This window comes from Sandaracinaceae bacterium, from assembly GCA_020633055.1.
Taxonomy (GTDB): domain Bacteria; phylum Myxococcota_A; class Polyangia; order Polyangiales; family Houyiibacteriaceae; genus JADJJE01.
Genome location: JACKEJ010000011.1, coordinates 270,147 through 293,476, shown reverse-complemented (window position 1 = coordinate 293,476; position 23,330 = coordinate 270,147). Strand labels below are relative to the sequence as shown.

Genomic DNA, 23,330 nt, shown 5'->3' with positions numbered 1-23,330 from the left:
CTATCAACACGAAAGCCGCCCGAGGGCTACCCGAGAGGCACGCGTATCGTCTGGGATCCAGCCAGGGAACTACCACCCAGGGATCACGTTTGCAACCTTGATCCTCCACGACGAGTAGTGGCAATTTCGTGACCACCACTAGATATTGTGGGAAGACCGCCTGGGTGCCACAGCGCCGGGACGTAGAGGCAGATCGTTTCGATCGTCCACGCGACACCCTCAGGGCTCGGGGGCGCCTCGCGTCCACACGCCATGCGCATCCGCTTCCGCCGTCGTTCGAGCCTCGGGTCGCCCTCGCTGGCATCAGGAGAAGCCGTGGGACGGGTACCGCCCCGAGGCGTGCTTCAGATGCCGCGAACCACCGTGGGTGCGGCGGGGCAGGTCACGGAGCACCCCGCTTGCGGGTCGCAGTAGCCGATGCAGTCGAAGATGATCTCTCCGGCCGCACCCGCGCTGCTCTCGCCCCAGCAACGGACGCTGTCGTCCAGCGCGACCACACACGTGGTGGCGTCGTTGCCTGCGATGCTCACGGCCGAGACGTTCGGGACGCGCGCGGCCACGTACAGCTGCGGGGTCGTCTCGGCGTCGGCGCCCGCCTGACCCCCGTGGTTTCGGCCCCAGCAGTACACGTCCGCGAGGTCGTCGATCACGCACGCCGTGTGCACCGTCAGGTGCAGGGCCCGCGCGTTGCGAACGTCTCGCACCTGCTGGGGTGTGGGCGAGAAGGGCCGGTTGGCGCCCGCGCCCAGCTGCCCCAGCGTGCCGGTGCCCCAGCAGTACACGCTCCCGTCCACGCGGATGGCGCAGGTCACGTCGTAGCCCGCCTGGACCTCGACCACGTCGTTCAGCCCGCTCACCGCGACCGGGGTCAGGCTGGAGACCCCGAGCCCGTCGCCGAGCTGCCCTGCTCCGCCTGCGCCCCAGCACGCCACCGCGCCGGTGCGCCTGAGCGCGCACACGTGGGTCAGGCCGACCGAGACGCTCACGGCGTCGTCGATCCCGGCGATGGCCGTGGGCACACCCGCCGCCGTGATGCTCGTGTCGAGCCCCAGCACCCCGAAGATGTTCTGGCCCCAGCAGCGCACCTCGCCCGACTCGAGCACCGCGCACGTGATGTTGTCGCTCGCGCTCACCTGGCGCACCGGGGGGAGATCCACCCGCGCCGCGGGCAGGATGGCGTTCTCGATGGACTCGTTCCCGAGCTGCCCGTACCCGTTTCGGCCCCAGCACCAGAGCTCCCCGGCAGCCCTCACCGCACAATAGTGCTCTTCTCCGCCGGCGAGGCTGTGCACCTGGTCGGTCTCGTTCACGATGGACGCGACGGGGTTGCCTGCGCCCCAGCAACGCACGGCGCCGCTGCGTGTGACGGCGCAGGTGGCGCCACGCGCCGTCACGCGTGCCGTGTCGAAGCCCGCGACCTGCGTCGGTTGTGGCCGCGAGGTGGTGCTGCGGTCGCCCAGCTGACCCGTCTGGTTGCGCCCCCAGCACCACGGGGCACCGTTCGTGTCGATCGCGCACGTCGTGTCGCCGCCGGCCGCGACGGTCGAGAACGCCGGCGGCGCGAGCACGGGCCCAGGCGCGGACGAGGCTTCGGTGAAGCCGCGGCCGAGCTGCCCCACGTCGTTTTTGCCCCAGCACAGCACCGTGCCGTCCTGGCGCAGGCCGCAGACGTGATCGGCCCCAGCGCTCAGCGACGTGATGGCGGCGCTACCGGGGCCCTGGAGGAAGATGGCGAGCGGCTGCTCGATGGTGGACGGTGACGGCTCGAGCCCCTGGCCGTTGCTGTTGTCGCCCCAGCACGTGATCTCCTGTCCGTTCGTGGCGCAGGCGAAGCGGTCGCCCACGCTCACGATCGGGAGGGCGGGGCTCGGGTTGGGCGAGATCGGGGTCGTTGCGCACGCATCCTCTCCGAAGGCCGGGAACAGCGGCTCGCGATACTCGCAGAGCTCGAGCATGGCGTCGGTGCCCAGCTGTCCGTACGTGTCGGCGCCCATGCACCACAGGCCCGTCACGGGGCCGTCGTACCCGCAGAGCGAGTCGTAGCCGACGTCCACGCTGGTCCCGCCGCTCGACAGCTGCACGGGCGAGAGCGCGTCCAGGAGCGCGCCACCGAACCCCCAGCACCAAACCCCGCCATCGCTGCGCTGCGCGCAGAAGTTCCGCTCCCCTGCCGACACGGTCAGGACGTCCGTGAGGTTGACCACCGCCGTCGGGACACCAAATGTCGCGTAGCTCCCCGCGCCTCGACTCCCGGACCGGTTATCACCATCGCAGAACACGCGTCCGTCGACCGCGACGGCGCAGGTAGTGGCCGCGCTGGCGGCGACGTCCATGGACTCTCCGAAGCGGGTCGCGTGGGAGGCGTAGGCGCGCGTCTCGATGGTCCCCGTGCCCAGCTGACCGTCGCTGTTCTGTCCCCAGCACCCCACCTGCCCGCGGCTGGTCACCACACAGGCATGGCCAGGCCCGACCGCGATCGAGGTGGCCGTGGGAACGGCGCAGTGCCCTGCCGTACACGCCTCACCCAGGGGGCAAACGATGCCACAGCCTCCACAGTGCGCTGCCGTGATGCCGAGATCCGTCTCGCACCCATCCGCGACCAGGCCGTTGCAGTCCCCGAAGCCCACCTCGCAGCTCGCGACGTGGCACGCGCCCTCGATGCAGTAGCCGGCGGCGACTTGGTCGACGGCGCACGATGCGTCGGCGTCGACGCGCTCGTCGATGCGACCGTCGCAGTCGTTGTCGATCCGGTCGCACAGCTCGGGAGCGCCCGCATAGGTGGTGGCGCTGAAGTCGTTGCAGTCGTCGCGGGGGGCAGGGCCGTCTGCGCAGACCGAGGTCGGGTCGAGGTGGCCATCGTTGTCCAAGTCGCGCTCGAACAGCCCATCGCAGTTGTTGTCCACGCCATCGCAGACCTCTTGGGCGCCAGGGCGCACCGTGTCGTCCGCGTCGTTGCAGTCGAAGCCGTTCAGCGAGTCGCTGTGCGCCTCGGTGCACGCGTGGGTCACCGGCACCGTGGGGTCGCCGAATCCGTCGCCGTCCATGTCTCGGTAGAACGTCGCCAACACGCCTTCGTCCAGCATGCCGTCGCAGTCGTTGTCGAGGCCGTCGCAGGTCTCGGTGCCCGTGGGGTTCACGCTGGGCGCCGCGTCGTCGCAGTCGCGGCCGCACGTGCGCGTGCCCTCCGCATCCTCGTTGCAGCACGCGGCGTCTCCGACCCCATCGCGGTCCAGGTCGCGGAAGCCATAGGTGGCGGGGTCGCAGTCCTCGTCGCGGTCGTCCACGTCGCACACCTCGGTGTTGCCGGGGTAGCGGGCAGCGTCGCTGTCGTCGCAGTCGTCGCCGCCGCACACCATGGCGCGGTGGCCATCGCCGTCGGCGTCTTCGGTCTCCGAGCAGGTGGTGCGGCAGGTGAGCGCTGCCTCCGAGCAGGTCTGTCCCGTGAGGCACGGGGGAGTCGCTGCGACACAGCCACGCGCGTCGGCCTCCATGTTGGCGGGCGCGCAGCGCTCGGTCCCATTGCAGAAGACGCCGTCGTCGCAGTCGACGTTCGCTTCGCACCGGTCGTCCACGACCATGCCGGCGTCCTCGCCCGTCGGGGGTGGGGTCCCACCGCCGCAGCCCGCGTTGAGCGTGCCGGCCGCGAGGAGTGCTGCGAGCACCAAAGAGGGAGGGGCGAGACGACGGGTCATGGGAGCTCCGCGCGAAGCAAGGGGAGACCGTCAGGCTAGAGTATTACAGCCCGGGCGCCAACCCGCCGCGCGCTGCTGCTCTCGGGTCGGCGGGACCCAAGGCCAGGCGCACGAACGCGCCGAGCGGAGCTCAAGGAGTGTTCGCCGGTGCCCCGACCACGGTCAGCACCAGCATCAACGCCACCAGCACGAGCAAGCCCGTGATGAACGCCAGGGGCTTTACGCTACGCGCGCCCCAGCGATCGGCCAGCCCCATCCCACCGAACGCGCCGAGCACGACGCCTGCGAAGTTGCCGATGACCATGGGGTACGCGTTGCCCAGCCACGCGCCGAGCCCGATGCTCGCCATCAGCCCGAGGCTCGCCCCGGCGAACCACCCCAACACGGTGGCGGCGCGCTGGCCGGGGTCGGGAGGGGGTGTCGCGGTCGCAGGGGTGGGCTCGTCGGTCACGGCGGGAGCATAGCAGCCGCGCTAGGCGAGTCGCTCCGTCTCGAGGTTCTCGAAGGTCACGCTGCGAAAGCCGCAGCGCAGGAGTAGGCGTCGAGTGGGCCCGTCGATCGCGGTCGCGTGCGCGTCGTGGAGCGACAGGAAGAGTCGGTCGCGGAAGACGCCCATCGCGTCGGCGGAGCAAACGTCTGCGCGGCGCTCCAAGCGGGCGGCCATGCGGCGGCGAACGCTGCAGGCACGTCGGTACTGACTCAGGGTGCGATCGAAGGAGCTCACGGTCACCGCCTCTCAGCCGGGGCGAACGTCACCCTGACAGAGAGCTCAGTGCGCCGGCTGCGGGCTGGCGTTGCAGATCACTCGCTCGCTTCGAGCTGCTCCCGCATGAAGGGCGCGAGCCCGCCTGCGGGATACCGTGACAGGTACCGCTGTGCGGCGGCGCGCGCTTCGGTGGTGCGTCCGAGGCGCACCAAAGCCCGCGCGCGGAGCCCGAGGGCGCGCTCGGCCAGAGGGCCGTTCTCTACGCCGGCAGCGTCGAGCGAGCGCAGGGCCCCCGCCGCGTCGCCCAAGCTGCCAAAGCGAATGCGCGCGGCCGTGTAGCCCGACTCTCCGGGCTCGATGCCTGCACGTGCTGCGCGGTCGTAGGCGTCCGCGGCGGCCTCGTGCCGTCCCAGCGCGCGCAGGGCATCGGCGCGCGTGAGCTGCCAGCGCGGCGCGCCAGGGTCGAGGCGCAGCGGGTCGGTCGCGGCGGCCAAGGCGCGCTGAGCGTCCCCTGCGGCGAGCCATGCCCGGGCATCGCTCACGCTCGGCCGTGGGCGTTGGGGGGCGCTGGCGTTCGCGGCGGCGGACGCCCCCGCGCTGGACGGCGCGTGCGTGTCGGTCGCGTGCTCCCGCTGACTACGCGCAGGCGCTGCGCCCGGGTCCGGCGTTCCCGCGCGCGCGGAGCCCGTGGCCAAGAGCGCCACAGGCGCCTCGACGACCGCCTCTTCTGCGCCGCTGTCCTCGGGGCCCTCGGTGTCTTCCAAGGATGCCTCGGCGACCTCGGGGACGTCGGCTGGTGCAGGCCCCACCGGTGCGCTCGCCACGGTCTGGCCCCGGACGCGAGTGGCCTCGAGGCGCTCTTCCGCCGCGCTGCGACCAACGACCTCCAGGGGCGCGGCTTCGATCGGGGTCGCCGCTGCCGCGCCCGAACGCCACATCTGGTTGGCACCGACATACGTGCTGCTTTGCTGCTCGAACACTTCGACGCGACCTTCGTACACCCGTACGGTGACGGCTCCCTCGGCACGCTCGACCGAGAACACGGTGCCGCGCACCGCGACGCGCACATCGTCGGCGCGGACCTCGAAGCTCTCGCCTGCCAGCAACGGCTGGACATCGAACAGCACGGTCCCGCGCTCGACCGCGACTCGACGCGCCACCGGCTCCGCAGACTGCAGGGTCCAGCGCGCGTCCGAGGTCGCCGTCACGCGGTCACCGCCCGGGAGGGTCATCTGCGTGCCACCGGCTTCGTTGGTGGCCATGGGGGCGGTCGGATCGTCCGCCGTGCGCGCGACGAGGAGGAACGCTGCGCCCACCACGGCGGCCGTGGAGAGGCTGGTGAACGCGGCGATGCGGAGGGCGCGTACGTCCCAGAAACGTTCCCGCCGAGTGTCCGTCCGAGCGGCGGACAGCGCGTTGCGCACCAGCGCCTGCTGGCGCGCGCGGGAGAGGGGGGCGGGCTCTGCGCGGCGTGCGTGATCCACCAGGGTGTCCACGCGCTCGGCGGCGCGCTCGCGGTGGGCGCTCTCGTGCTGTGTCATCGGGTGGTTCCTCCGCTGGTGAGCCAGGCGCCGAACGCGGGGTCGTCCCGCAGCTGCTTCTCGATCGCGGCGCGCGCGTGATGCAGCCGGCTGCGCATGGCGAGTCCACTGCTGCCCGCCACTGTCGCGGCCTCCGTGGGAGTCAGTCCGTCGATGCAGCAGAGCACGAACGCCACGCGCCGCTTCTCGGGGAGGGTGTCGAGCGCCTCGTGCAGGCGCGCGAGGGCCTGCCGCTCGATCAGGCGCGCCTCGGGGTCGTCGTGGTCCTCGATGTCGATGTCTTCCCGCACCTCGCCATGGCGTGCGCGACGCTTGTAGTAGCGGTAGGCGACGCGCACGGTCACGCGGTGCGCGAAGGTGCGGAGCCGCGCGCGCCCCTCGAAGGTCGGGAGCGCCTTGGCGAGCTCGATCAGGGCGTCCTGGGTCGCGTCGTCCACGTCGGCGCGCGGTCCGAGCAGACGCAGCAACCAGCGCCGCACGTCGGGCAGCAGCTCGTGAAGAAGGTCTTCGAGGGCCTCGGCGTCTCCATCGCGAACGGCGGCCAGCCGCCCGTCGCCCAGCGCGGTCGCGCTGGCGTCGAAGGACGGCTGGCTCACGAACAGGGGCATGCGGCCGACATTCATAGCACTTGGAGGCCGACGAGGATGCTCGGCCAGCTGCTGAGGTGCCGTCCCTCCAACAGCTCGTCGTGGTGTCGGGTGCCGAACAGGCCGTAGTCGGGGGCGGGGGCCCGGGACCACAGGCCCGAGTACGACGCTCCAGCGACCAACGACAGGCGCGAGAAGAGCCGGATGCCGAGCATGACGCGCGCGACCATCATCGCGTCGACGCTGCCGTTGGTGTCGGTCAGCTCCGTGCGGGAGCGCAGGGCGTAGCCGAGGGTGTCCAAGTCCAGGAACACTCGCTCCCCGAGAGTCGCGCGGGCGCCGATGCCCATGCCAGCCCCGAAGAGGGTGTCGTCCGCCCCGTCTGGGCGGGTCAATCCGCTGTAGATGTAGTGAAAGTGCCGCCCACCGTGCTTGAGCGAGAGGGCGAAGAAGCCGTCCGAGCTGCCGGTGAGCTCGAGATGCGTGCGCCCATTGCGAACGATGTTCAAGAGGCCGAGCGCGAAGTCCACGTCCTCGGAGTAGTTCACGAGGCCCACCTGCACGCCATGCACCGTCCCGCTCGCGACGTTGACCGGGCCGACCTGCGCGCCGTGGACGTCGCCACCGGCGTAGTTCAACGCCCCGGCCAGCTGCACGCCCGAAGCGTCGCCGCGCACGAAGTTCGCGCCGCCGGCCAGTTGTACGCCGCGTAGGTCGCCGCCCACGTAGTTGAACACGCCGGCCAGCTGCGCGCCGGTGACGTCGCCGCGGTACATGCCGAACCCCATGGACAGCTCGGCGCCACGCAGCTCTTGATCGATGCCGCCGAAGAGGTTGATGGAGTAGTGCCGAATGGCGCGGCCGCGGGTGCGGCTGCTGGTGCCGACGAAGGGCAGCACGTCGGCGCCAAAGGGCGTCACGAAGGGGTCCGGCGGGAGGTCCGAGTTGCCCGCGTCGGGCTCGGGTGCGGGAGGTTGTGCGTCGTCCTCCGCCTCCAGCTCGGATTCCACGAGGTCTTCGATGGCCTCGAGCGAACCTTCGACGACCGCTTCCGCGCTCTCGGGTTCGACCGCTGGCTCGGACTCGACAGGTGTCGCCGCCTCGGGGACGAGAGCTTCGGGTTCGGTCGGGGTGGGCTCCGTGGCTTCTGCGGGTCGCGCAGCCTCCACGGGGGTGTCGTTCGGTGCGAGTCCTGGCGACACGGCCACGACGGTACCTTCGTCGGGTCCCAGGGACATCTCGGCGGACGCCTGCGGCGGGTCGTCGCTGTCGCTGTCGATGTCGACCTCGACTCGGACGCGGACGCGCATCGGGCTGCGCGCCGGAGGTTGCTCGAGCTCGTCGAGCAGGCTCCCTGCGACGACCGCGAACGTGCGGGGCGCGACCTCCGCCAAGGGCGCGGGCAGCGGGGCGTAGCGCGGGTCGTCGAGCCCCGCGGAGAGGGCTCGCACGACGACGCCGCCGCCCTGCTCCTGATCCTGCTCCTCCAGCCAGAGGGTGGCCCGCGCCCCGGCCCCGGCTCCCTGCGCTTGGGCCGCCGCGGCGCGCTGCAGGCCGGTGTCCCCTACGGGCGGAGCGCCGAGGACGAGCCCGTAGCCGTTCGACAGGGCCTCCACGCGGAGGGCCTCCACCAGCTCTGGGCGCAGTCCGTCCCCCGAGAGCAGCAGCACGAGGGCCTGCGCGGTGCGGGGCGGCTGCGCCCCGACGGAGGAGAGCGGGAGCGGAACGATCGCGACCGCCAGCCAGAGGGTGGCGACGAGCGACGAGAGGAAGCGATGTTGGTGCGTCACGCTCTGTGGGTGATCGGCGGACCGACGCGCGTTGCAAAAAAAATCTGGGGGCCGTGGCCGGTCGCCCAACGCGGTTCCCGGTGACATGCTGGCACACCCCCGCATGCGGTCCACCCTGAACGCCCTGCGCGCGGCCCGCTGGGCCCATCTGGTCGTCGCCAACGTGCGACTGCTGCTGGGCTTCGCCTTCTTGCCAGCAGGTCTCAAGAAGGTCCTCGGCGAGCGCTTCACGGACGCCGCCAACACAGGACCGTTTCACGAGTTTCTGCACGCGTTCTACGCCACCGGCGCGTTCTACCGCTTCGTCGGTGTCGTCCAGCTCGCCATCGCGGCGCTCCTCATGACGCAGACCTACGGCACGCTCGGGGCGCTGCTCGCGGTCCCCGTCTTCGCGGCCATCACGGCGCTCTGCTGGAGCACGGGTGCGGTCTTCACGGGCGTCATGACCACGCTCATGTGGCTCGCCGCGGTGGGGCTGTGCGTCTGGGACTACGAGCCGTTCGTGGACGTGTTCGTCCCCCCGGGGCGTCGCCGCGGAGCGCGCTCGGCGCCTCCCTCCCAGGTCGACCTCGGGCTGTGGAGTCGCGCGGGGGTCGTCGTCATCGTCCTGTACTTGGGCACCTGTGCGATCGGCGGTGGCATCTACAGGCCTCGCGGGGTCGAGCTGGACAACCCAGCCTTCTACGTGTTTCCGCTGATCGCTGCGGTCCCGATCGTGGCCCTCGCCATCGAGCGGCGGCGCCAGTCGCGCGGTGGGGCTGTGCGCTGACCGGCCCCGGGGTAGCTCGCGGTGCGCTGCGAGCGTGGCGGCCGGTCTCAAGCGTCTGGGAAGCCCAGCGCGCGCACGGTGTCACCGACGCGGATGGTGCCCCCACGGGTGACCGTGGCCAGGATGCCGCCCATGTCGATCATCGCCGCGTAGCCACCTGGGCCAAGCGCCTCGCGCATGCGGCTGCAGGGGGCGCAGCGGTCGCTGCCAGCGAGCTCCACGTCCCCGATGGCGAAGCGCAGGCGCCGCAGGGCAGCCAACGGCACCCCCGAGACGACCAGGTTCCGCCGCAACAGCTCGGGCGCGACGGCGCGCTCCGTGAACGCGTCGATCACGCCGAGGTGCTCTTGCTGGATGAGCGACACTTGGCGCTTCCCGCCCTTGCGCGCGTAGCGGTCACCCTCGATCCCGTGTCCCTCCACCAGCTCGGCGGATGCGACGACGCGCATCGGTTCCCCGCGCCCCGGACGTAGGCCGATCCACTCGAGGCGGCCCAGCTGTGGGACGTCGCCCAACAGCTCGCGGAGGGCTGCGCTCGGGTCCATGCCGCGTTCTTACGCCTCGGCGATGCGCTCGGCCAGCTTCCACGCGATGGCGCAGATGGTGTGCTGCGGGTTGACGCCGAGGTTGGTGGGGAAGAGCGACGAGTCCACCACGTACAGCCCGTCGAGGGCATGGGTGCGACCGTCGGGACGCACTACACCCGCTCGCGGGTCACGGTGCATGGCGGCCGTCCCGAACAGGTGCGCCGCGATGAAGTGGTAGCGCCGCGGGTCGTCGTCCAGCGTGTCCAGCGCGCGCGCTTGGTCGGGGGACGTCAGCGCCGTGGGCAGCCCGTGCACGCCCGGCCAGACCTCCTTCGCGCCAGCCGCGAACATCATCTCGATCAAGCGCCGGATCCCGACGCGGTAGCGCGCGACGTCCCGCGCCGTGAGGTCGTACCAGACGCTCTCCCCGCCCAGCAGGCCAGGCCGCACGCGGCCGTGGGCCTCCGCGCGCACCTGGACGCCCCACTGCGCGACGTGGCCGACGTTGGCCAGACGCGCCTGCAGCGCAGGGCCGAAGCCGGGCAGGCGCGTGGCCGCGATCTCGGGCTGCACGGCCACGCTCTCGAACTTCATGCGCTCGTCCCAGAAGTGCGTCGTCTCGTAGCCCTGCGTCGCGCCGAAGAACATGTTCACGCGGTCTTCGAAGACGCCCATCACGCTCGTGCCGGGGTGCGCCTGGAAGCGCCGCCCCACCAGGCCACCTCGGACGCCGCTCGCGTGGAGCAGGACGGGGGTCTGGATGGCGCTCGCCGCCAGCAGCACGGCGCGTTTGGCCTCGACGCGCAGCTCGGGGCCGCGGGTGCCCGTGATCGGGTCCTGGAAGCGGCCCAACACGGCTACGGCCCGGCCGCCGCGCGACTCGACCTTGGTCACGCGACAAGCCGCGTACACCCGCGCACCCGCCGCGACGGAGCGCGGGATGTAGGTCAGGTGCATGGACTGCTTGCGGGCGTTGGGGCAGCCCTGGCTGCAGCGCGCCGAGCCCTCGCAGTCGCGCACGTTGCGCAGGATGAGGTTGCCCTTGGCGCCGATGCCCTCGACGCCCCCGCGCATGAGCGCGTTGTTGCGTCCCAGCACGGCCTCGGGGGCGGGACCGACGCCCAGCTCGTCGTCCAGCTGGTCGAAGACCTCGGTCAGCCCCGCGTAGTCGAGCAGGTCGTCGATGGCACCCATCTCCTGCCAGCTGGCGTGCACCTTCTCCGGCAAGCGGTGCATGATGGCGCCGTTGATTACGGTGGTTCCGCCTACTGCGCGGCCTTGGAGGATGGGCATCAGCACGCGTCCACGGGCGGCGCGGAAGCCGAGGTCGCGCCAGAGCCCCTTGAAGCCGGTGTAGGCGTCCTGACGGAAGCCATCGCGCGGGGTGGGATGACCCTCTTCGAGCATCACCACGGACAGGCCCGCCGCGGTCAGTACGCGCGCGGCCGTGGCGCCCGCGGCTCCTGTGCCGACGATCACCACGTCGGCGTTGTCGTGGACGTGGGGCCGCCCAGCGACGTCGCCCAACCCGAGGACGGCGCCACTCACAGCGTCGCCTCCCGTGCGCTGCTGGCCGCCGCGCCCGAGCTACCCGGCGAAGCGCCTCCCGCGCCACCGCTCGACCCGCCGGTCGTCGACGTCGCCCATGCGGGTGGGGTGTCGTCCACTACCGCGAGGCCGATGGCACGTTGGACCTCGGGGACGCCGACGTAGCCCAGGCTGGCCACCATCTTGAGCAGCATCGGCAGCTCGCGCACGAGGTAGAGGCGATGGTGGGCGAGCCCCTCGAGCACGTCCGCGCGCTCGTTGGGCAGGAGCGAACCGAAGCGACGGAGCCGCCCGATCAGCAGTGGGCCGAACAGCGTCACCACCCACGCGGCTGCGCGCACGCCGAGCATGAAGTCGAACGGCGCGTGCCGCCGCAGGTCCGCGAGCAGCCCTTCGAGCGGGACGTCGGCGGCGCCAAGGCGCAGCCCACCCGGCGCGTTGGCCGGATAGATGGCGTCGAAGATGCGCAGCAGCCAGCGTCTCTCGAAGGCGAACATGGTGGGCTCCCAGGGGGCGCGGGCTCAGTCCTCGCGACAGAGCGTGAAGTAGTGGTCGAGGGGCTTCTCGCCCTTGTACGCGGCGCCGATGGACACGTGCTCGCTCACGCGGCGCATGAAGTCGCGGGTGCCCATGTAGATGAAGCGCTGTAGGCCCTCGCTGTTGGGGCGCACGCGCGGCCACTGGGGCGCCACTGCACCGTCCGGGTGCTGGAAGTAGTCCACCACCCACGCGCCGCGAGGGGCCCACTTGGTGTTCCCAGCGGTCGATACCAGGACGAAGTACCCCGGTCCCACCAGCGGCTCGGAGGGCGCGTCGTTGTATCCAAAGGCGCGCGCGCTGCCGTCGTTGGGGCGCAGCATGGGCTTGCGGAAGAACTTCTGTGCGTCGGGCAGCGGCAGGGTGTTGCGGCCGTGGTGCACCACGGGGCGGAGGGCGGGGACGCTCGCGGGGAGGAAGTGCTCGAGGGTGATGCGCCCGGCGTCCGACGACGCCTTCTCCCACAGCGTGCGCTGATCGTCGCGCGAGGTGGTGCTGAGCGCCTGCATGCGCGAGCTGTGCGTCAGGCCGTCCAGGTAGGTGCCGATGTCCTCGATCGTGCTGCTGGTGGAGTGGATGAGGGAGCTGAGCTTCGACATGTCGTGTTGGCTTTCGGGGTTGATCGGCGCGGCGTCAGTCGACGTCGCGGGTCCAGGTGCTGGTGCGGTGCGGACGCTGCGGCAGCGTGGCGATGTGCGCCCGCAGGGACTGGTGGTGTGCGCTCAGGTACGCGGCGTGCGCCTGGAGGAGCACGTCCTCGGGCAGCGTGGTGGTGAGTGCGCCTTGGAACATGGTGCGCTGCGCCTCGCACTGCTTGCGCGCGTCGACGAGGTCGAGCTGCAGGCGCGCCAAACGGTGACGGATGCCGCGGGTGGAGTTGGCGGCCAGGCGCAGCATGACGTCCCCGAGGACATCGACGAGATGGTCCTGGAGGTCCATCTCGATCTCCGCCACACGATCCAGCGCGGCGCCCCGCTTGCCCTTTGGGGCGGCGTCGAGGGCCTTCAGCTGCGCCTCCATGAATGCGTCGATCTCGCCCAGCTGGGCGGGCGTCGCGCGCTTCAGGGCCGCCGCCACGAAGCGCGGCATGGTGTGGTTCCACTGGTCGAGCGCCTCGATCAGGAATGCACCGCCCAGCTCGAGACCCGGGATCTCCAGCACCGCGGACAGGAAGTCGAGCCCGGCATGCCGCCGGTAGTCCAGCACGGTGATGCCGGAGCCCTGCGTGGCGCGCACGACGTGCATGCGCGAGAGCTGGCGCAACGCCGCGCGCAGGGAGGTGCGGTCCACCCCAAGCTCTTCGGCCAGCACGCGCTCGGGGGGCAGTCGCTCCCCGGCGGCCAGCTGCCCCGTGAAGATGCGCGCGATCAGCTCGTCCGCGATGCGGTCGGGCAGGGTCTTCGCGTGGCTCTCGGCGGGAGCGGCTGGGGGCCGGCGGGGCATATTGGATAAACCAATGTGCGAAATTGGTTGCCCTGTCAAGCGGCGCGACCACGGGGGCCAGCGGCGCGTCGGGTGCTCCTTCCAGCTCCACCCGATCACCCCCGTGGCGGCCGACCGCGTGGGAACGGGGAGCGTGCGTCGTTTGAGCCCTTTCTGCCTGTCCGTGGTACACGCAGGCCATGCTCGAAGGCGCGCGGATTCTCATCACGGGCGGTGCTGGCTTCATCGGCACCGCGCTCACGGCCCGGCTCGCGGACAAGAACCGCATCCGCATTCTCGACACGCTCCGGCGCAACGCGCTCGGGGCAGCGGGGCTCGACACCCATCCCAACGTCGAGTTGATCAAGGGCGACGTGCAGGACCGAGCCTGCATGAACGCCGCGGTCGAGGGGATGGACTACGTCATCCACATGGCGAGCATCGCGGGCGTGGACACGGTCCTCAAGAACCCCGTACCCACCATGGAGATCTCCTTGGAGGGCACCATGAACGCCCTGCGCGCAGCGCGTGACCATGGCGGCATCAAGCGCTTCATCGACTTCTCCACCAGCGAGGTGTTCGGTACCTATGCGTTCCGCGTGCACGAGGCGGACGTCACCAGCCTCGGCGCGGTCGGCGAGGCGCGCTGGACGTACGCGGTCAGCAAGCTCGCGACCGAGCACTTGGCGCACAACTACTTCAAGCAGTTCGGCCTCCCCACGTGCGCCATCCGGCCCTTCAACATCTACGGGCCGGGTCAGGTGGGGGAGGGCGCCATCCACGCCTTCGTGGTGCGCGCGTTGAAGAACGAGCCCATCCAGATCCACAACGAGGGCGACCAGATCCGGGCGTGGTGCTACATCGACGACATCGTGGACGCCATCCTCTTGGCGATGACGCGTGACGAGGCGGTCGGCGAGACGTTCAACATCGGCAACGCGCGCAGCTCGGTGACGATCTACCATCTGGCGAAGCTCGTGGTGCAGCTCGCCGGGAGTCAGTCCCAGCTCGAGTTCGTGCCGTGGGACTTCGCCGACGTGGAGCTGCGCATCCCCGACATCCGCAAGGCCGAGAAGCAGCTGGGTTTCCGCGCCCAGGTGGATCTCGAGAGCGGCATCGAGCGCACCCTCGCGTGGTATCGCGGTAAGCTCGGGCTGTGACCAGGACGCCTCCTCCGTGACGCTCCTGCGCCCGGGCGATGTGGTGGGCGACCGATACCGCGTGCTGCACCCCATTGCGCGCGGCGGCATGGGCGCGGTGTTCGAAGCCGAGGACACGCAGCTGCGCCGACGGGTCGCGCTCAAGGTGCTCCTCCCCGCCTTCGCCTCCGACGTCGACGCGCTCGAGCGTTTTCGGCGCGAGGCGCTCGCCGTCGCGTCGGTGAAGCACGAGGGATTGGTGGACGTCTACGACGTCGCTCTCGACGGCACCCCGCCTTACCTCATCATGGAGCTGGTGGACGGCGAGAGCTTGCGGGACGTGCTCGCGGTCCGCGGGCGCCTCCCGCTCGGCGAGACGTTGGGTCTGGTGGCCGACGTGCTGGACACGCTCTCCGCGCTGCACGCGGCTGGCATCGTGCACCGCGATCTCAAGCCTGCGAACGTGTTGCTCGTGCGGGGGCCGAAGGGGCAGCGCGCGAAGCTGATAGACCTGGGCGTCGCTCAGGTCGACGACGCTGGGGACACGCTGACGGCCACCGACGTGGCCGTGGGCACGCCTGCGTACATGGCGCCCGAGCAGCTGGCCGGGCATCGTGTTGGACCGGCCGCCGACTTGTGGGCCGCAGGCGTGCTGCTGCACACGTTGCTGACCGGCGCGCGCCCGTTCGCCGCAACGACCCTCGCCGAGCTCGTCGCCGCCAGCGCGCCTTTGCCGCTCCGTCCGCTCCGAGAGAGCTGCCCCGATGCGCCGGACGCGCTCGACGCGTGCGTCGCGCGCCTGCTGCACCCCGACCCGCGCGAGCGTCCCATGTCGGCGGCGGCCGTGGCCCACGAGCTGCGGACGTTGGTGGGCGTTGTCGGTGGGCCGTCCGACGCCTTCGGCGTGGCGCCCCTCGGAACCGGCGACCGCGACGCACCCACCGTGGGGGCGAGCGCCACGCCGAGGGTGGGCGGCGCGACGCAGCAGACCAGAGAGACGCCGACGATGGGAGCGACGCCGGCGACGGGAGCGACGCCGAGGATCGGCGGGACACGCCGTGCTGCGGACGACGTCGGCGCGCCGCACCCTCACCGACGGGTACGCGTGTGGGCGGCCGCCCTGACCGCATCGGCGCTGGGGGGCCTCGTGTTCCTGTCGCTCGGGTCCCGCGAGCCCTCACCGCACGGCGCTCCGCCGACGGCCGAGGAGCCCCGACCGCCCAGCGCGGCGTCAAGCATGGCCTCCACAGCTCCGCCGTTCGTGTATCGCCCACCAGACTCCCACGTCGTGGTCCTGTTCGGCTCGGTGGAAGAGCAGGCGGCTGTGGCCACCTTGGTCGAGGGACGGGTGACCGCGTGCTTTCCATCGTCGGGGGAGCGACGACTTGGATTCCTCGCAGCGTACACCGTACGCTACGAGGCGGACGGACAGGTGGTCGAGGTGCTGCAAGGCACGCGTCCGGACCAGCGTGGTTCACGGACGGACGCTGAGGACGCGTGCGTGCAGTCGGTGCTGCGTGACACGGCGTGGCCGACGGCGGGGCTCGAACCCTCGTTCGGTCGCTATCGCGTCACTGTCTCCGTGGCCGCGCTACCCCCTGGCGCGCAGCCCGTCCCGCTGTGAGTTGGGCGCGGGGTCCGCCGCGGCGTGCCCCGGCGGACCCCGCGCGTGTCTCCCTGCGGCGCGGAGCCGCTCGTGCAGGAGATCAACTGCGGTCTTCGAGCGTGTCCGACGGGTAGCGGACGCACTGCACCGAGCCGCTCCCGTCGTGTCGGATGAGGTCGCGCCGTACGCCGGCTGCCCGCAGGCGCGCTCGCAGGCGGCTGAGCGTCACGTCCCAACGATGACGCAGCTCGTCCGGGGAGCCCTCGCGCCAGATCTCCTGCGCGACCACCTGCCATGGCACCGGCCCCTCGAGCAACAGCAGCTCGCTCAACAGGCGTGCACCGACGCCTCCGAGGGTCAGCGGCAGGTGGCCAGGGCGATGGATCTCGACGCTGTCGTACCAGACCACGATGCGGAGGGGCGGGGCGAGTCGGGCGTCTTGGTTGGGAGTGGTCAGCGCGCCGACGGCATCGACGGACACGAACCTGACGCGCGTGTCGCCGAGGGTTAGCGCGTCGCCAGCCTCGACATCGAGGGGCGCTTCCCCGGCGACCCGGGCCCGCCAGGTGCCTCCGTTCCACCAAACGTGCAGGGCGGCGTCCGCGTCGAAGCGAGGCGCGAGGTGCGCAGGCGGTCCGAGGTGCAGGCTGACGACGCCTGGGAGCACGTGGCGACCGAGACCCTCGAGCTCCAACGCGAGCACGTCGGGAGGGTGCTGCACGGCGTCCACCTCGAGCACCAGCCCCTCGGCGAGCTCGACACTCATCCCAGGCCGCAGGACGCTCTCCTCGGTCGCGCGACCACGCACGCGAAAGCCGGCGCGCAGACCCAAGAGGACGAACTCGCCGCGCCGCATGCTCACGAGCGCGTGCGCCTCGGAGACGCGAGGGTCATCCAGTGTCAACGCGGCGAGCGCCAGCCGTCCGATGAGGTCGCCGTGGCTGAGCTCCACCAGCTCACCGTCTGGCAGACGAAAACGTACGAACGCGCGCACGTGGCGAGTGTACGCGTCTTCGGCGCCTCGGTCGTGCGGGGGTGAGAAGCGCGTGAGAGCCCCGGTCCATCGCGATGACCTCCTGGACGAAGTCGAGATGGGCCCGTCCGCCGGCCTCCCGGGTCAGACCAAGCTCTGCCGCGGCGTGTCGAGCTCGAGAGCGCAGGCGTCGCCCAGCTTGCTGCGCGCCATCCCCATCGACATTCCGAGGTTGCGCATGTCTTGGCAGAGCGCGACGGAGACGCGATCTCTTCCGCACTGGCGTACGACCATCAGCTGGTTGTCCCCGATGATGATCACGTCGCGCTGGCTGTTCGGCGGTGGGGACGCCGAGCCGAACGGTGTCAGGGTGGGCTGGAGCATGTGGAGCGCCGTCTCGGTCACCACGACCTCCTCGGCGAGCGAAAGGCGCGCTGGTGGCCATACGGCGACGGGCAGGCGACGAGCACTGTCGACCACCACGAGCGCGCGGCAGTCGGGGATCTGCAGGTAGACCTCGCTGAGCCGAGTGCTCGCGTCACTTGCAGGCGGGAGGATGCTCGAGTGCTTGTCGTTCAACGAGCGGGCGTGCGCCACCAGCTCCTCGTAGCGAAACAGGAGGGACCCCGAGTATTGCCGCGGACGCGGCACGAACATGCTCTCCACGCGTCTACCGAGCCCGATGATGCCGAGGAAGTGGGTCGCGTTGTGACGAAGGAGACACCCTCGCAGGGTCTCCTCGTCGAGCAAGCCCCAGTCCAGCAGCGTCTCTCCAAAGTTCTTGCGGGTGTGCTGACACTCTCCGACGACCGCGTTGAGCGCCTCGCGATCGATGCCGGCGTCCTCTTCGAGGATGTCGCGAAGCCGCGTGCGAACGGTGTCGCACGTGACCCACGCGACGGCCTCGCGGCACACGTAGAGCCTCCCCACCTGACTGCCAGTGCGCACGATCACCTCGCCGCCCTCGCGATCTGCGAGGGCTTCGTGAATGGCCCGGTCGACGGCCGGGGGGACGGTGATCGCGCTCGCACTCATATCCCGAAGGGCCCTCCCATGACTAGATGGCTTCCTGCAGGACCTTCATGGCAGCACGTGCCTTGCTGAGCGCCATTCCGATGTTGACGCTCCCGCGGCAGACGAACACCGCCGCGTGGCTCGTGTCCTTCGTGCTCCGCATGAACAAGTGGAGCAGGTTCTCGCTGAAGATCAGCATCTCCTGGAAGTAGTGGTGCCCATCCTCGACCTGCCCCCGCGACTTGCGGAACAGCTTCTCGATGGCCGTCACGCTGGGTCCCTGGAAGAGGTCGGCGGTGGCCGCCGCGACGAGGTCGAGGACCTCGCTGGGGTGCGAGTCGACCGTGGTGACGTCCAAGAGCATGCCCGTGGTCATGTCGACGTACCCGACGGCAACACATTCCGGTACGGACGTCTGAGCGTTCTTTATGGCTGCGCTGAAACTCATGCGATTGTCTCCCTGTTCTCTGCTTTGTGGTGTGTTTGAAGAGCGTGTCGGACGTGCCCGTTGAACGTCGATAGAAATGAGATCTGAGCGTCGGACTGAATCCACCTCGGGTTGATCGCCCTCACGCGCTCGATCGCGTCGACCGGAGGTGCGCCGCTCCAGATGAGCTGGGCGGCCAACATCGTCCCCGTGCGGCCCATGCCAGCGCGGCAGTGGAACACCAGCACCTCGCCGGCCGCGAGCGAGTCCGCCACGGACCCACAGAACACGGCGGCGGATGCTGGATCCGGCGCGCCCATGTCCTCGATGGGGAACTCCCGCGACCGGATACCGTACGGCGCGAGCGCTGCCACGTCGTAGTAGAGCCGCTCCTCGAGGCTGACGAGCGTCGTCGTCCCCAACCGCCCGAGGGCGTCGAGGTCCCAGTTCAGCTCCGACGTGATCCCTGGTCGTTGCGTACCCCCGAGCTTTCCCCGAAGCAGCCAGTAGAAGCCCTGTGGGCCAGCCTGTCGGCTGGTGACGGGGGGGGGAGTGCCCTGCGCGGCGTCTTCGGACGGGTCCGCCTTCACAGACGAGCACCGTCCGCTACGCACGAACGACCGCGCCTCGGGTGTCGTGGGGTGGTCGAAGAAGTGTTGGGTGCGCCCACGCAGATGAACCGTTCCATCCGCGAGCAGCACGACCTCGCCGCCCAGCATGCGGGCGTGACGCTGGTTGTGAGTGGTCACGATCATGAGCCGTTGTCGCGCTTCGCGGAGGATGAGCTCGAGGATGCGGTGGGCCCCTGGCTCGTCGTCGAGCAGACCCGCCGTGGGCTCGTCCAGCAACAGCGTGCTGGGGTTCGCGAGCAGCGCGCGCGCGATTGACGCTAGTCGCTGCTCGGCGCGGGGTAGCGAGCTGACGTCGTCCGCCAGGCGCCCGATGAGCGTGCTGAGGCCCAACCGCGCGAGGTGTTCTCCGAGAACACGGGTCTGCTCCGCGCGCGTGAGCTGGGCGCGCGACGCGAGGCCCGAGACGAGGTTCTCGTGCAGCGTGCTCAGGAGCAGTCGCGCGTTCTGGCGCACGAGGACCGGGCGCTCGTCGGGGAAGTGGGCCAGACCCCAGGTGCGCAAGCTGGGCTGGGCGTCGTTGAGCCCAGCGAGCGTCCGCAGCAGCGTCGACTTACCCTCACCGGCGGAGCCGAGCAGCAACACGACGCCCCGCGCTGGAAGCTCCAGCGAGATGTCACGGAGCACCCGCTGGGACCCGAAGGCCACCCCAAAACCGGCGAGGCGCGCTCCGGACCCTACACTGCGGTCGCGTTCAGCGTGCATCGGGTGCCCCCTCTCCGCGCGGCGCGACGCTCGCGTCGAACGGCATGCTGAGCTCCGCCTCGGACATGCCGATGACGGCGATGTGCGTCGTGCCGAGGAGCACCCCGAATGTCTGCGCGCCCCTCCGCACCTCGGCCCATGACTCGCGCGGCGTCGGACCCGTCGGGGAACGGAGCACCGAGCACGCGGCGTCGTGGCACAGGGCAAGCATCGGGCGCAGCTCGAGGTCGCCGAGCTCGCGTGCCTGCACGGGGTAGGGCAGGAGGTCGTGGCGCGGCCTGAGCCGAAGCAATATCGCAGCGCGGTCGGAGAACGCCGGAGCCGCGTAGGCAATGGCGGCCTGGTCCTCTGCCGGGCTGGGCTCTACGAGGGCGCAGGCGTGCGCGAACAGCTCGGCGCAGCTGATCGCGTGCTCGCCCGGGTCCCTCATGACAGGGATGATGTCGGGGCTCACTTCGCCGCCGCGGTTCACCCAGTCGACGAGCTCGACGGCGAGGGACCGCGTCGCGGTGGTCCGTGGCACGCGCGGTGCCAGCGCGATCCCTCGTCGAGACACTACCACGCGACCCAGGACGACGTCACCTGCGCCGACCGTGACGGAGCGCGGCGCCTCGGACTGTGCTGCTTCGAGCCCGAGATGGAGCGCGAAGAGCGCTCTCCGGACAACTCCCACGGGCGACTCTTCGCGAGCGACGAATGGATCATGGGTGACGTTGCTTGCGTTCATGGTGAGCTCAGCATGGTCTGCAGGGTGTCTGCGACGAGTCGTGTGAGCGGGTTGCGTGAGTGGGCTCCGTGATCCGCGAGGGAGTCGCGCAGGGCACCAGCGTCGTTGGCCCAGTCACGCACCACGGCGGTGAACTCGCGGCGCAACAGCTCCGTGTTGGGGGGAAGGTTGAGCGTGGCCTCGTTGACCAGCGCGAGGCTCGAGAGCAGACCGACGAACTCGGCGTGCGTGTCGCCGGGCCCGACGCTGTCCAGCGTGCAGGGCGGGAGCTGTGGGAACTCCTCGCGGCGGGAGTTCAGCTCCACCAACAGGGTACCGACCTCCGCGAAGCGAATCGCGACCTCGCGCGCGTCGACGACCCCGAGCGCCAGGGCGAGGCTGTCCCGAAGGGTCGGGCGTATCCGCACGATCTGCCACAGACGCCACGTCCCACGGCCGGTGGCCGCGACCACGATGGCGCGCGGATGAGACAGCAAGCGCCCCAGCGCCGTGTGTGCGCGTGCGGACTGCAACAGCTCTCGGCGCGCCGACTCCAGCGACGGAAACTCCGCGTCACGGGCGGAGTGCAGCCGCCAGCGCTCGCCCACCGTCGCAAGCCAGGCGCCGGACGCGGTGCGCGTGAGCTCGAGGTCGCAGTTCGTGACCTCCTCGAGGAGGATCCGCCCCTCCATGGGTGGCCAGATCATCCCCGTTGGGACGCTCGGGTCTGGCAGCGCCGGAGCAGGGATGGTCCCCGCGCCATCATGGACGTCTCCCGCGGCGGTGTCGTCGGTCGACGCGTCGTCGCGCACGAGCGCCGCACGCGCCTCGTCGACCACCTCGTTCTCCGCCAGGACCTGCAGAATGGCTCCTTTGGCGTCGACGTCGGGGACGCCGAAGTCGTCCGCGCGTTCGCCTCCCGACCCGTCTTCGACGCACGCACCGTCGTCTTCCAAGTCTGCGCGTTGCTGCACCGTTCCTTCGGTGGCGCGCAGCCATGCGAGCAACGCCTCGCCGCTGACAGCATCCGCCGCACGCTCCGGGATCTCTCCGAGCCTGGAGAGCTCGCGCACTCTGTCGAGCGCGAGGCGCACAGCGAACACGAAGGTCTCGCGAATCCCGACACCATCCTTCGCCACGGCCTCTCGCACCCCTACGGTGTGTGGCTGACGCGCGCAGAGATCCCGCAGCTCTTCGAGCGAGAGGCTGTGCGCGAGGTCGCACTTGTTCGCTTGCACCAAGAGGCCGCACGGCACGTGTTTGCCGTCCGGTTCACACATCTGGCTCAGCTGGCGCAGGCGTGCGTCGATCCTCTCGGCGGACGCGGTAGACATGTCCACGACGTGAACCACCACGTCGGCGGAGCGCACCAGCAGCTCCCGGCGCGCCGTCAGGAACTCCTGGCCCGGGACGCTCACCACCTCGCACCGTACCTGCATGCCTTCGAAGAGCCCGCCTGTGTACTCGAGCCAGTCGAAGAACAAGGTGCGTTCGCCAGGCTGCGGCGGCGTGTACACCACGCGCGACAGACTGCGCGAGAGCGCGTGCAGGTTGGTGGTCTTCCCTGCGCGCGCCTCGCCGTCGTACGCGATACGGACGATGATGACGCCCGCGGTTCGGTCGATGACAGCCATGGGGTGAACGGTCAGCGTGGGGGCGGAGCCTCAGGCGACCTTGATGTCGGTCTCCACGGAGGCGAGGACGTGGCGCGCCATCGCGAGGTTTCCGCGAGACTTGTCCAACACGAGATAGATGAACAGGGCGTCGTTCGAGCTCAGCGGACGAATCAAGTGGTACGCCGTCTTCAGCGTAATGAGGATGTCCTCCACCGTGTCGTTGAGCTTGAGCGCGGCCATCGTCTTGCGCTTGGCGCGCACCACCTCCGTGTTGCCCGCGGCTGCGACCTCCAGGTTGAAGGCGGCCGAACCGCCGAGGGAGCCCAGCATCATTCCGCTGTTGCTGTCGACGACGCAGCATCCGGTCGCTCCGTCGATGCTCATGAGCTTCTCCAAGCTCGCTTGTATGTCTGCCATGTCGGTACCTTTCACCTGGATTGTTTGTGTCTCAGTCCCATCAACGACCTCCGAAGGGTCCATCTCCGAGCCCTCCAGCGCGTCGTCAAACCAGTCCCCCTGCTCGATGCCCACGAGCTCCGCTGTGCTGACGCCGGACACGTGCTCGTCCATCAGCCTGCAGCCCTCCATCAGCAGCTCCTCCCAGCGGCTGTCGATGCTGTGCTCGGGCGGCGGAGAGTAGGGCTCCACCGCGAAGCGCCCGCCTCGCCGCGACAAGATCGCGTAGAACGCGGGCTCACCGACCAGCTCCCCGAGGCTGGCGTGGACCACTGTTCCTTCGTGGAACCACAGCGACCCCGTGCTGGTTCCCATCCGAATGCGGACGATGGCCTCGCGTCTCGAGAGCGCGAGCACCTGGACCAGGTCCTCGAGAGAGAGGCTCAGCGCACCAGAGAGCTGACCAGCGCGCGTCGCCAGTCGCTCCTCGATGATGCGTGCCGCATCTCCCAGCGGAAAGGGCTTCTCCAACACCGGGATGCCTCGCCTGCGAACATCCGGGAGCGCACCGTTCGATGTGTGACCCGTCATCAGCACCATGCTCGTGGCTGGACTGATCGTGGCCGCGTCCATGAGGAGCTCGAGGCCATCCACGTTGGGCATGCCGAGGTCCGTGAGGAGCACGTCCACGTCCTCCGTCCGAAGCCAGTCGAGAGCACTGCGTGCGTCGCTCGTCGACAGGACGCGCCACTCGGGGTGTAGACGGGATAGCGAGGAGCTCAGCGCCCGTAGGAAGAGCTCCTCGTCATCCACCACGACGAGCGTGGTGCGCGAGGCGTCGCCGCCCGTCGCCTGGCTCACGGCGACCCCGCTACCGCAGAGGACGGAAGGCGTGGATGATCCACGGCCGCGACCATCGAGATGTCCGTTGAGCCCCGCACCATTGGAACGACTCCACAATCCAGAAAAACTGGAAGAAGCAATCCTGACCGGTCTTGGT

Annotated in this window: 21 protein-coding genes; 3 read left to right on the top strand and 18 right to left on the bottom strand. The window is 70.3% G+C overall.

Annotated elements, in window-relative coordinates; all coding sequences use genetic code 11:
- Positions 1–344: 344 nt before the first annotated feature.
- The 6 genes from H6726_25745 to H6726_25720 form a co-directional block, all read right to left on the bottom strand.
- Positions 345–3,692 carry a hypothetical protein gene (locus H6726_25745; GenBank protein ID MCB9661077.1) on the bottom strand — a complete coding sequence of 1,116 codons (3,348 nt, stop codon included), beginning with the start codon at positions 3,690–3,692 and terminating at the stop codon, positions 345–347.
- A 130-nt stretch (positions 3,693–3,822) separates the two neighbouring features.
- Positions 3,823–4,143, bottom strand: a complete 321-nt coding sequence (locus tag H6726_25740) for a hypothetical protein (protein ID MCB9661076.1) — start codon at positions 4,141–4,143, stop codon at positions 3,823–3,825.
- Positions 4,144–4,164: 21 nt separating this feature from the next.
- The gene (locus tag H6726_25735) at positions 4,165–4,416 is read right to left on the bottom strand and encodes a hypothetical protein (protein MCB9661075.1); all 252 of its coding nucleotides are present in this window, start codon (positions 4,414–4,416) and stop codon (positions 4,165–4,167) included.
- Between the two features lie 77 nt (positions 4,417–4,493).
- On the bottom strand, positions 4,494–5,939 hold the full coding sequence (locus H6726_25730) for a FecR domain-containing protein (protein ID MCB9661074.1): 1,446 nt from the start codon (positions 5,937–5,939) through the stop codon (positions 4,494–4,496).
- Positions 5,936–6,547 carry an RNA polymerase sigma factor gene (locus tag H6726_25725; protein MCB9661073.1) on the bottom strand — a complete coding sequence of 204 codons (612 nt, stop codon included), beginning with the start codon at positions 6,545–6,547 and terminating at the stop codon, positions 5,936–5,938. The genes H6726_25730 and H6726_25725 overlap by 4 nt, the downstream gene beginning before the upstream one ends.
- Before the next feature lie 11 nt (positions 6,548–6,558).
- The gene (locus H6726_25720; GenBank protein MCB9661072.1) at positions 6,559–8,316 is read right to left on the bottom strand and encodes a hypothetical protein; all 1,758 of its coding nucleotides are present in this window, start codon (positions 8,314–8,316) and stop codon (positions 6,559–6,561) included.
- Between the two features lie 103 nt (positions 8,317–8,419).
- Here H6726_25720 and H6726_25715 point away from each other — a divergent pair, with 103 nt between their 5' ends.
- Complete coding sequence (locus H6726_25715) at positions 8,420–9,085, top strand: hypothetical protein (GenBank protein MCB9661071.1); 666 nt, start codon at positions 8,420–8,422, stop codon at positions 9,083–9,085.
- A gap of 47 nt (positions 9,086–9,132) precedes the next feature.
- Here the strand turns inward: H6726_25715 and H6726_25710 are convergent, their stop codons facing one another.
- Genes H6726_25710 through H6726_25690 form a run of 5 tightly spaced genes read right to left on the bottom strand, consistent with a single transcriptional unit; the run spans position 9,133 to position 13,140 of the window.
- A complete protein-coding gene (locus H6726_25710) occupies positions 9,133–9,630 on the bottom strand; it encodes an MOSC domain-containing protein (protein ID MCB9661070.1) in 498 nt (165 codons plus the stop codon).
- A gap of 9 nt (positions 9,631–9,639) precedes the next feature.
- Positions 9,640–11,160: a GMC family oxidoreductase gene (locus tag H6726_25705; GenBank protein ID MCB9661069.1), complete on the bottom strand. Its 1,521-nt coding sequence runs from the start codon at positions 11,158–11,160 to the stop codon at positions 9,640–9,642.
- A complete protein-coding gene (locus tag H6726_25700; protein ID MCB9661068.1) occupies positions 11,157–11,657 on the bottom strand; it encodes a hypothetical protein in 501 nt (166 codons plus the stop codon). Before H6726_25700 ends, H6726_25705 begins: the two co-directional genes overlap by 4 nt.
- Before the next feature lie 24 nt (positions 11,658–11,681).
- The gene (locus H6726_25695) at positions 11,682–12,296 is read right to left on the bottom strand and encodes a hypothetical protein (protein MCB9661067.1); all 615 of its coding nucleotides are present in this window, start codon (positions 12,294–12,296) and stop codon (positions 11,682–11,684) included.
- A gap of 34 nt (positions 12,297–12,330) precedes the next feature.
- Positions 12,331–13,140 carry a FadR family transcriptional regulator gene (locus H6726_25690; GenBank protein ID MCB9661066.1) on the bottom strand — a complete coding sequence of 270 codons (810 nt, stop codon included), beginning with the start codon at positions 13,138–13,140 and terminating at the stop codon, positions 12,331–12,333.
- Between the two features lie 179 nt (positions 13,141–13,319).
- On the opposite strand from H6726_25690, the gene H6726_25685 reads away from it, so the two are divergent.
- Complete coding sequence (locus H6726_25685; GenBank protein ID MCB9661065.1) at positions 13,320–14,279, top strand: NAD-dependent epimerase/dehydratase family protein; 960 nt, start codon at positions 13,320–13,322, stop codon at positions 14,277–14,279.
- Positions 14,280–14,295: 16 nt separating this feature from the next.
- Positions 14,296–15,882: a protein kinase gene (locus H6726_25680; protein ID MCB9661064.1), complete on the top strand. Its 1,587-nt coding sequence runs from the start codon at positions 14,296–14,298 to the stop codon at positions 15,880–15,882.
- 82 nt (positions 15,883–15,964) lie between these two features.
- Here the strand turns inward: H6726_25680 and H6726_25675 are convergent, their stop codons facing one another.
- From H6726_25675 to H6726_25645, 7 genes are all read right to left on the bottom strand, one after another.
- Positions 15,965–16,858 (bottom strand): hypothetical protein, encoded by an 894-nt coding sequence (locus tag H6726_25675; GenBank protein MCB9661063.1) that lies wholly within the window; start codon positions 16,856–16,858, stop codon positions 15,965–15,967.
- 123 nt (positions 16,859–16,981) lie between these two features.
- On the bottom strand, positions 16,982–17,872 hold the full coding sequence (locus H6726_25670; protein MCB9661062.1) for a hypothetical protein: 891 nt from the start codon (positions 17,870–17,872) through the stop codon (positions 16,982–16,984).
- Positions 17,873–17,894: 22 nt separating this feature from the next.
- Positions 17,895–18,299 carry a hypothetical protein gene (locus tag H6726_25665; GenBank protein ID MCB9661061.1) on the bottom strand — a complete coding sequence of 135 codons (405 nt, stop codon included), beginning with the start codon at positions 18,297–18,299 and terminating at the stop codon, positions 17,895–17,897.
- Positions 18,296–19,555 carry an ATP-binding cassette domain-containing protein gene (locus H6726_25660; protein MCB9661060.1) on the bottom strand — a complete coding sequence of 420 codons (1,260 nt, stop codon included), beginning with the start codon at positions 19,553–19,555 and terminating at the stop codon, positions 18,296–18,298. Before H6726_25660 ends, H6726_25665 begins: the two co-directional genes overlap by 4 nt.
- A 46-nt stretch (positions 19,556–19,601) precedes the next feature.
- Positions 19,602–20,339: a hypothetical protein gene (locus tag H6726_25655; GenBank protein MCB9661059.1), complete on the bottom strand. Its 738-nt coding sequence runs from the start codon at positions 20,337–20,339 to the stop codon at positions 19,602–19,604.
- The gene (locus H6726_25650; protein MCB9661058.1) at positions 20,336–21,952 is read right to left on the bottom strand and encodes a GTPase domain-containing protein; all 1,617 of its coding nucleotides are present in this window, start codon (positions 21,950–21,952) and stop codon (positions 20,336–20,338) included. Before H6726_25650 ends, H6726_25655 begins: the two co-directional genes overlap by 4 nt.
- Before the next feature lie 30 nt (positions 21,953–21,982).
- Positions 21,983–23,191, bottom strand: a complete 1,209-nt coding sequence (locus H6726_25645) for a DUF4388 domain-containing protein (GenBank protein MCB9661057.1) — start codon at positions 23,189–23,191, stop codon at positions 21,983–21,985.
- Between the last annotated feature and the right edge of the window lie 139 nt (positions 23,192–23,330).

Excerpts from the sequence above, each read along its gene's own strand:
- H6726_25655 (MCB9661059.1), bottom strand. The coding sequence starts at position 20,339 with ATGAACGCAAGCAACGTCACCCATGATCCATTCGTCGCTCGCGAAGAG.
- H6726_25695 (MCB9661067.1), bottom strand. The coding sequence starts at position 12,296 with ATGTCGAAGCTCAGCTCCCTCATCCACTCCACCAGCAGCACGATCGAG.
- H6726_25685 (MCB9661065.1), top strand. The coding sequence starts at position 13,320 with ATGCTCGAAGGCGCGCGGATTCTCATCACGGGCGGTGCTGGCTTCATC.
- H6726_25700 (MCB9661068.1), bottom strand. The coding sequence starts at position 11,657 with ATGTTCGCCTTCGAGAGACGCTGGCTGCTGCGCATCTTCGACGCCATC.
- H6726_25745 (MCB9661077.1), bottom strand. The coding sequence starts at position 3,692 with ATGACCCGTCGTCTCGCCCCTCCCTCTTTGGTGCTCGCAGCACTCCTC.
- H6726_25650 (MCB9661058.1), bottom strand. The coding sequence starts at position 21,952 with ATGGCTGTCATCGACCGAACCGCGGGCGTCATCATCGTCCGTATCGCG.
- H6726_25715 (MCB9661071.1), top strand. The coding sequence starts at position 8,420 with ATGCGGTCCACCCTGAACGCCCTGCGCGCGGCCCGCTGGGCCCATCTG.
- H6726_25725 (MCB9661073.1), bottom strand. The coding sequence starts at position 6,547 with ATGCCCCTGTTCGTGAGCCAGCCGTCCTTCGACGCCAGCGCGACCGCG.
- H6726_25665 (MCB9661061.1), bottom strand. The coding sequence starts at position 18,299 with ATGAGTTTCAGCGCAGCCATAAAGAACGCTCAGACGTCCGTACCGGAA.
- H6726_25730 (MCB9661074.1), bottom strand. The coding sequence starts at position 5,939 with ATGACACAGCACGAGAGCGCCCACCGCGAGCGCGCCGCCGAGCGCGTG.
- H6726_25690 (MCB9661066.1), bottom strand. The coding sequence starts at position 13,140 with ATGCCCCGCCGGCCCCCAGCCGCTCCCGCCGAGAGCCACGCGAAGACC.
- H6726_25710 (MCB9661070.1), bottom strand. The coding sequence starts at position 9,630 with ATGGACCCGAGCGCAGCCCTCCGCGAGCTGTTGGGCGACGTCCCACAG.
- H6726_25670 (MCB9661062.1), bottom strand. The coding sequence starts at position 17,872 with ATGAGTGCGAGCGCGATCACCGTCCCCCCGGCCGTCGACCGGGCCATT.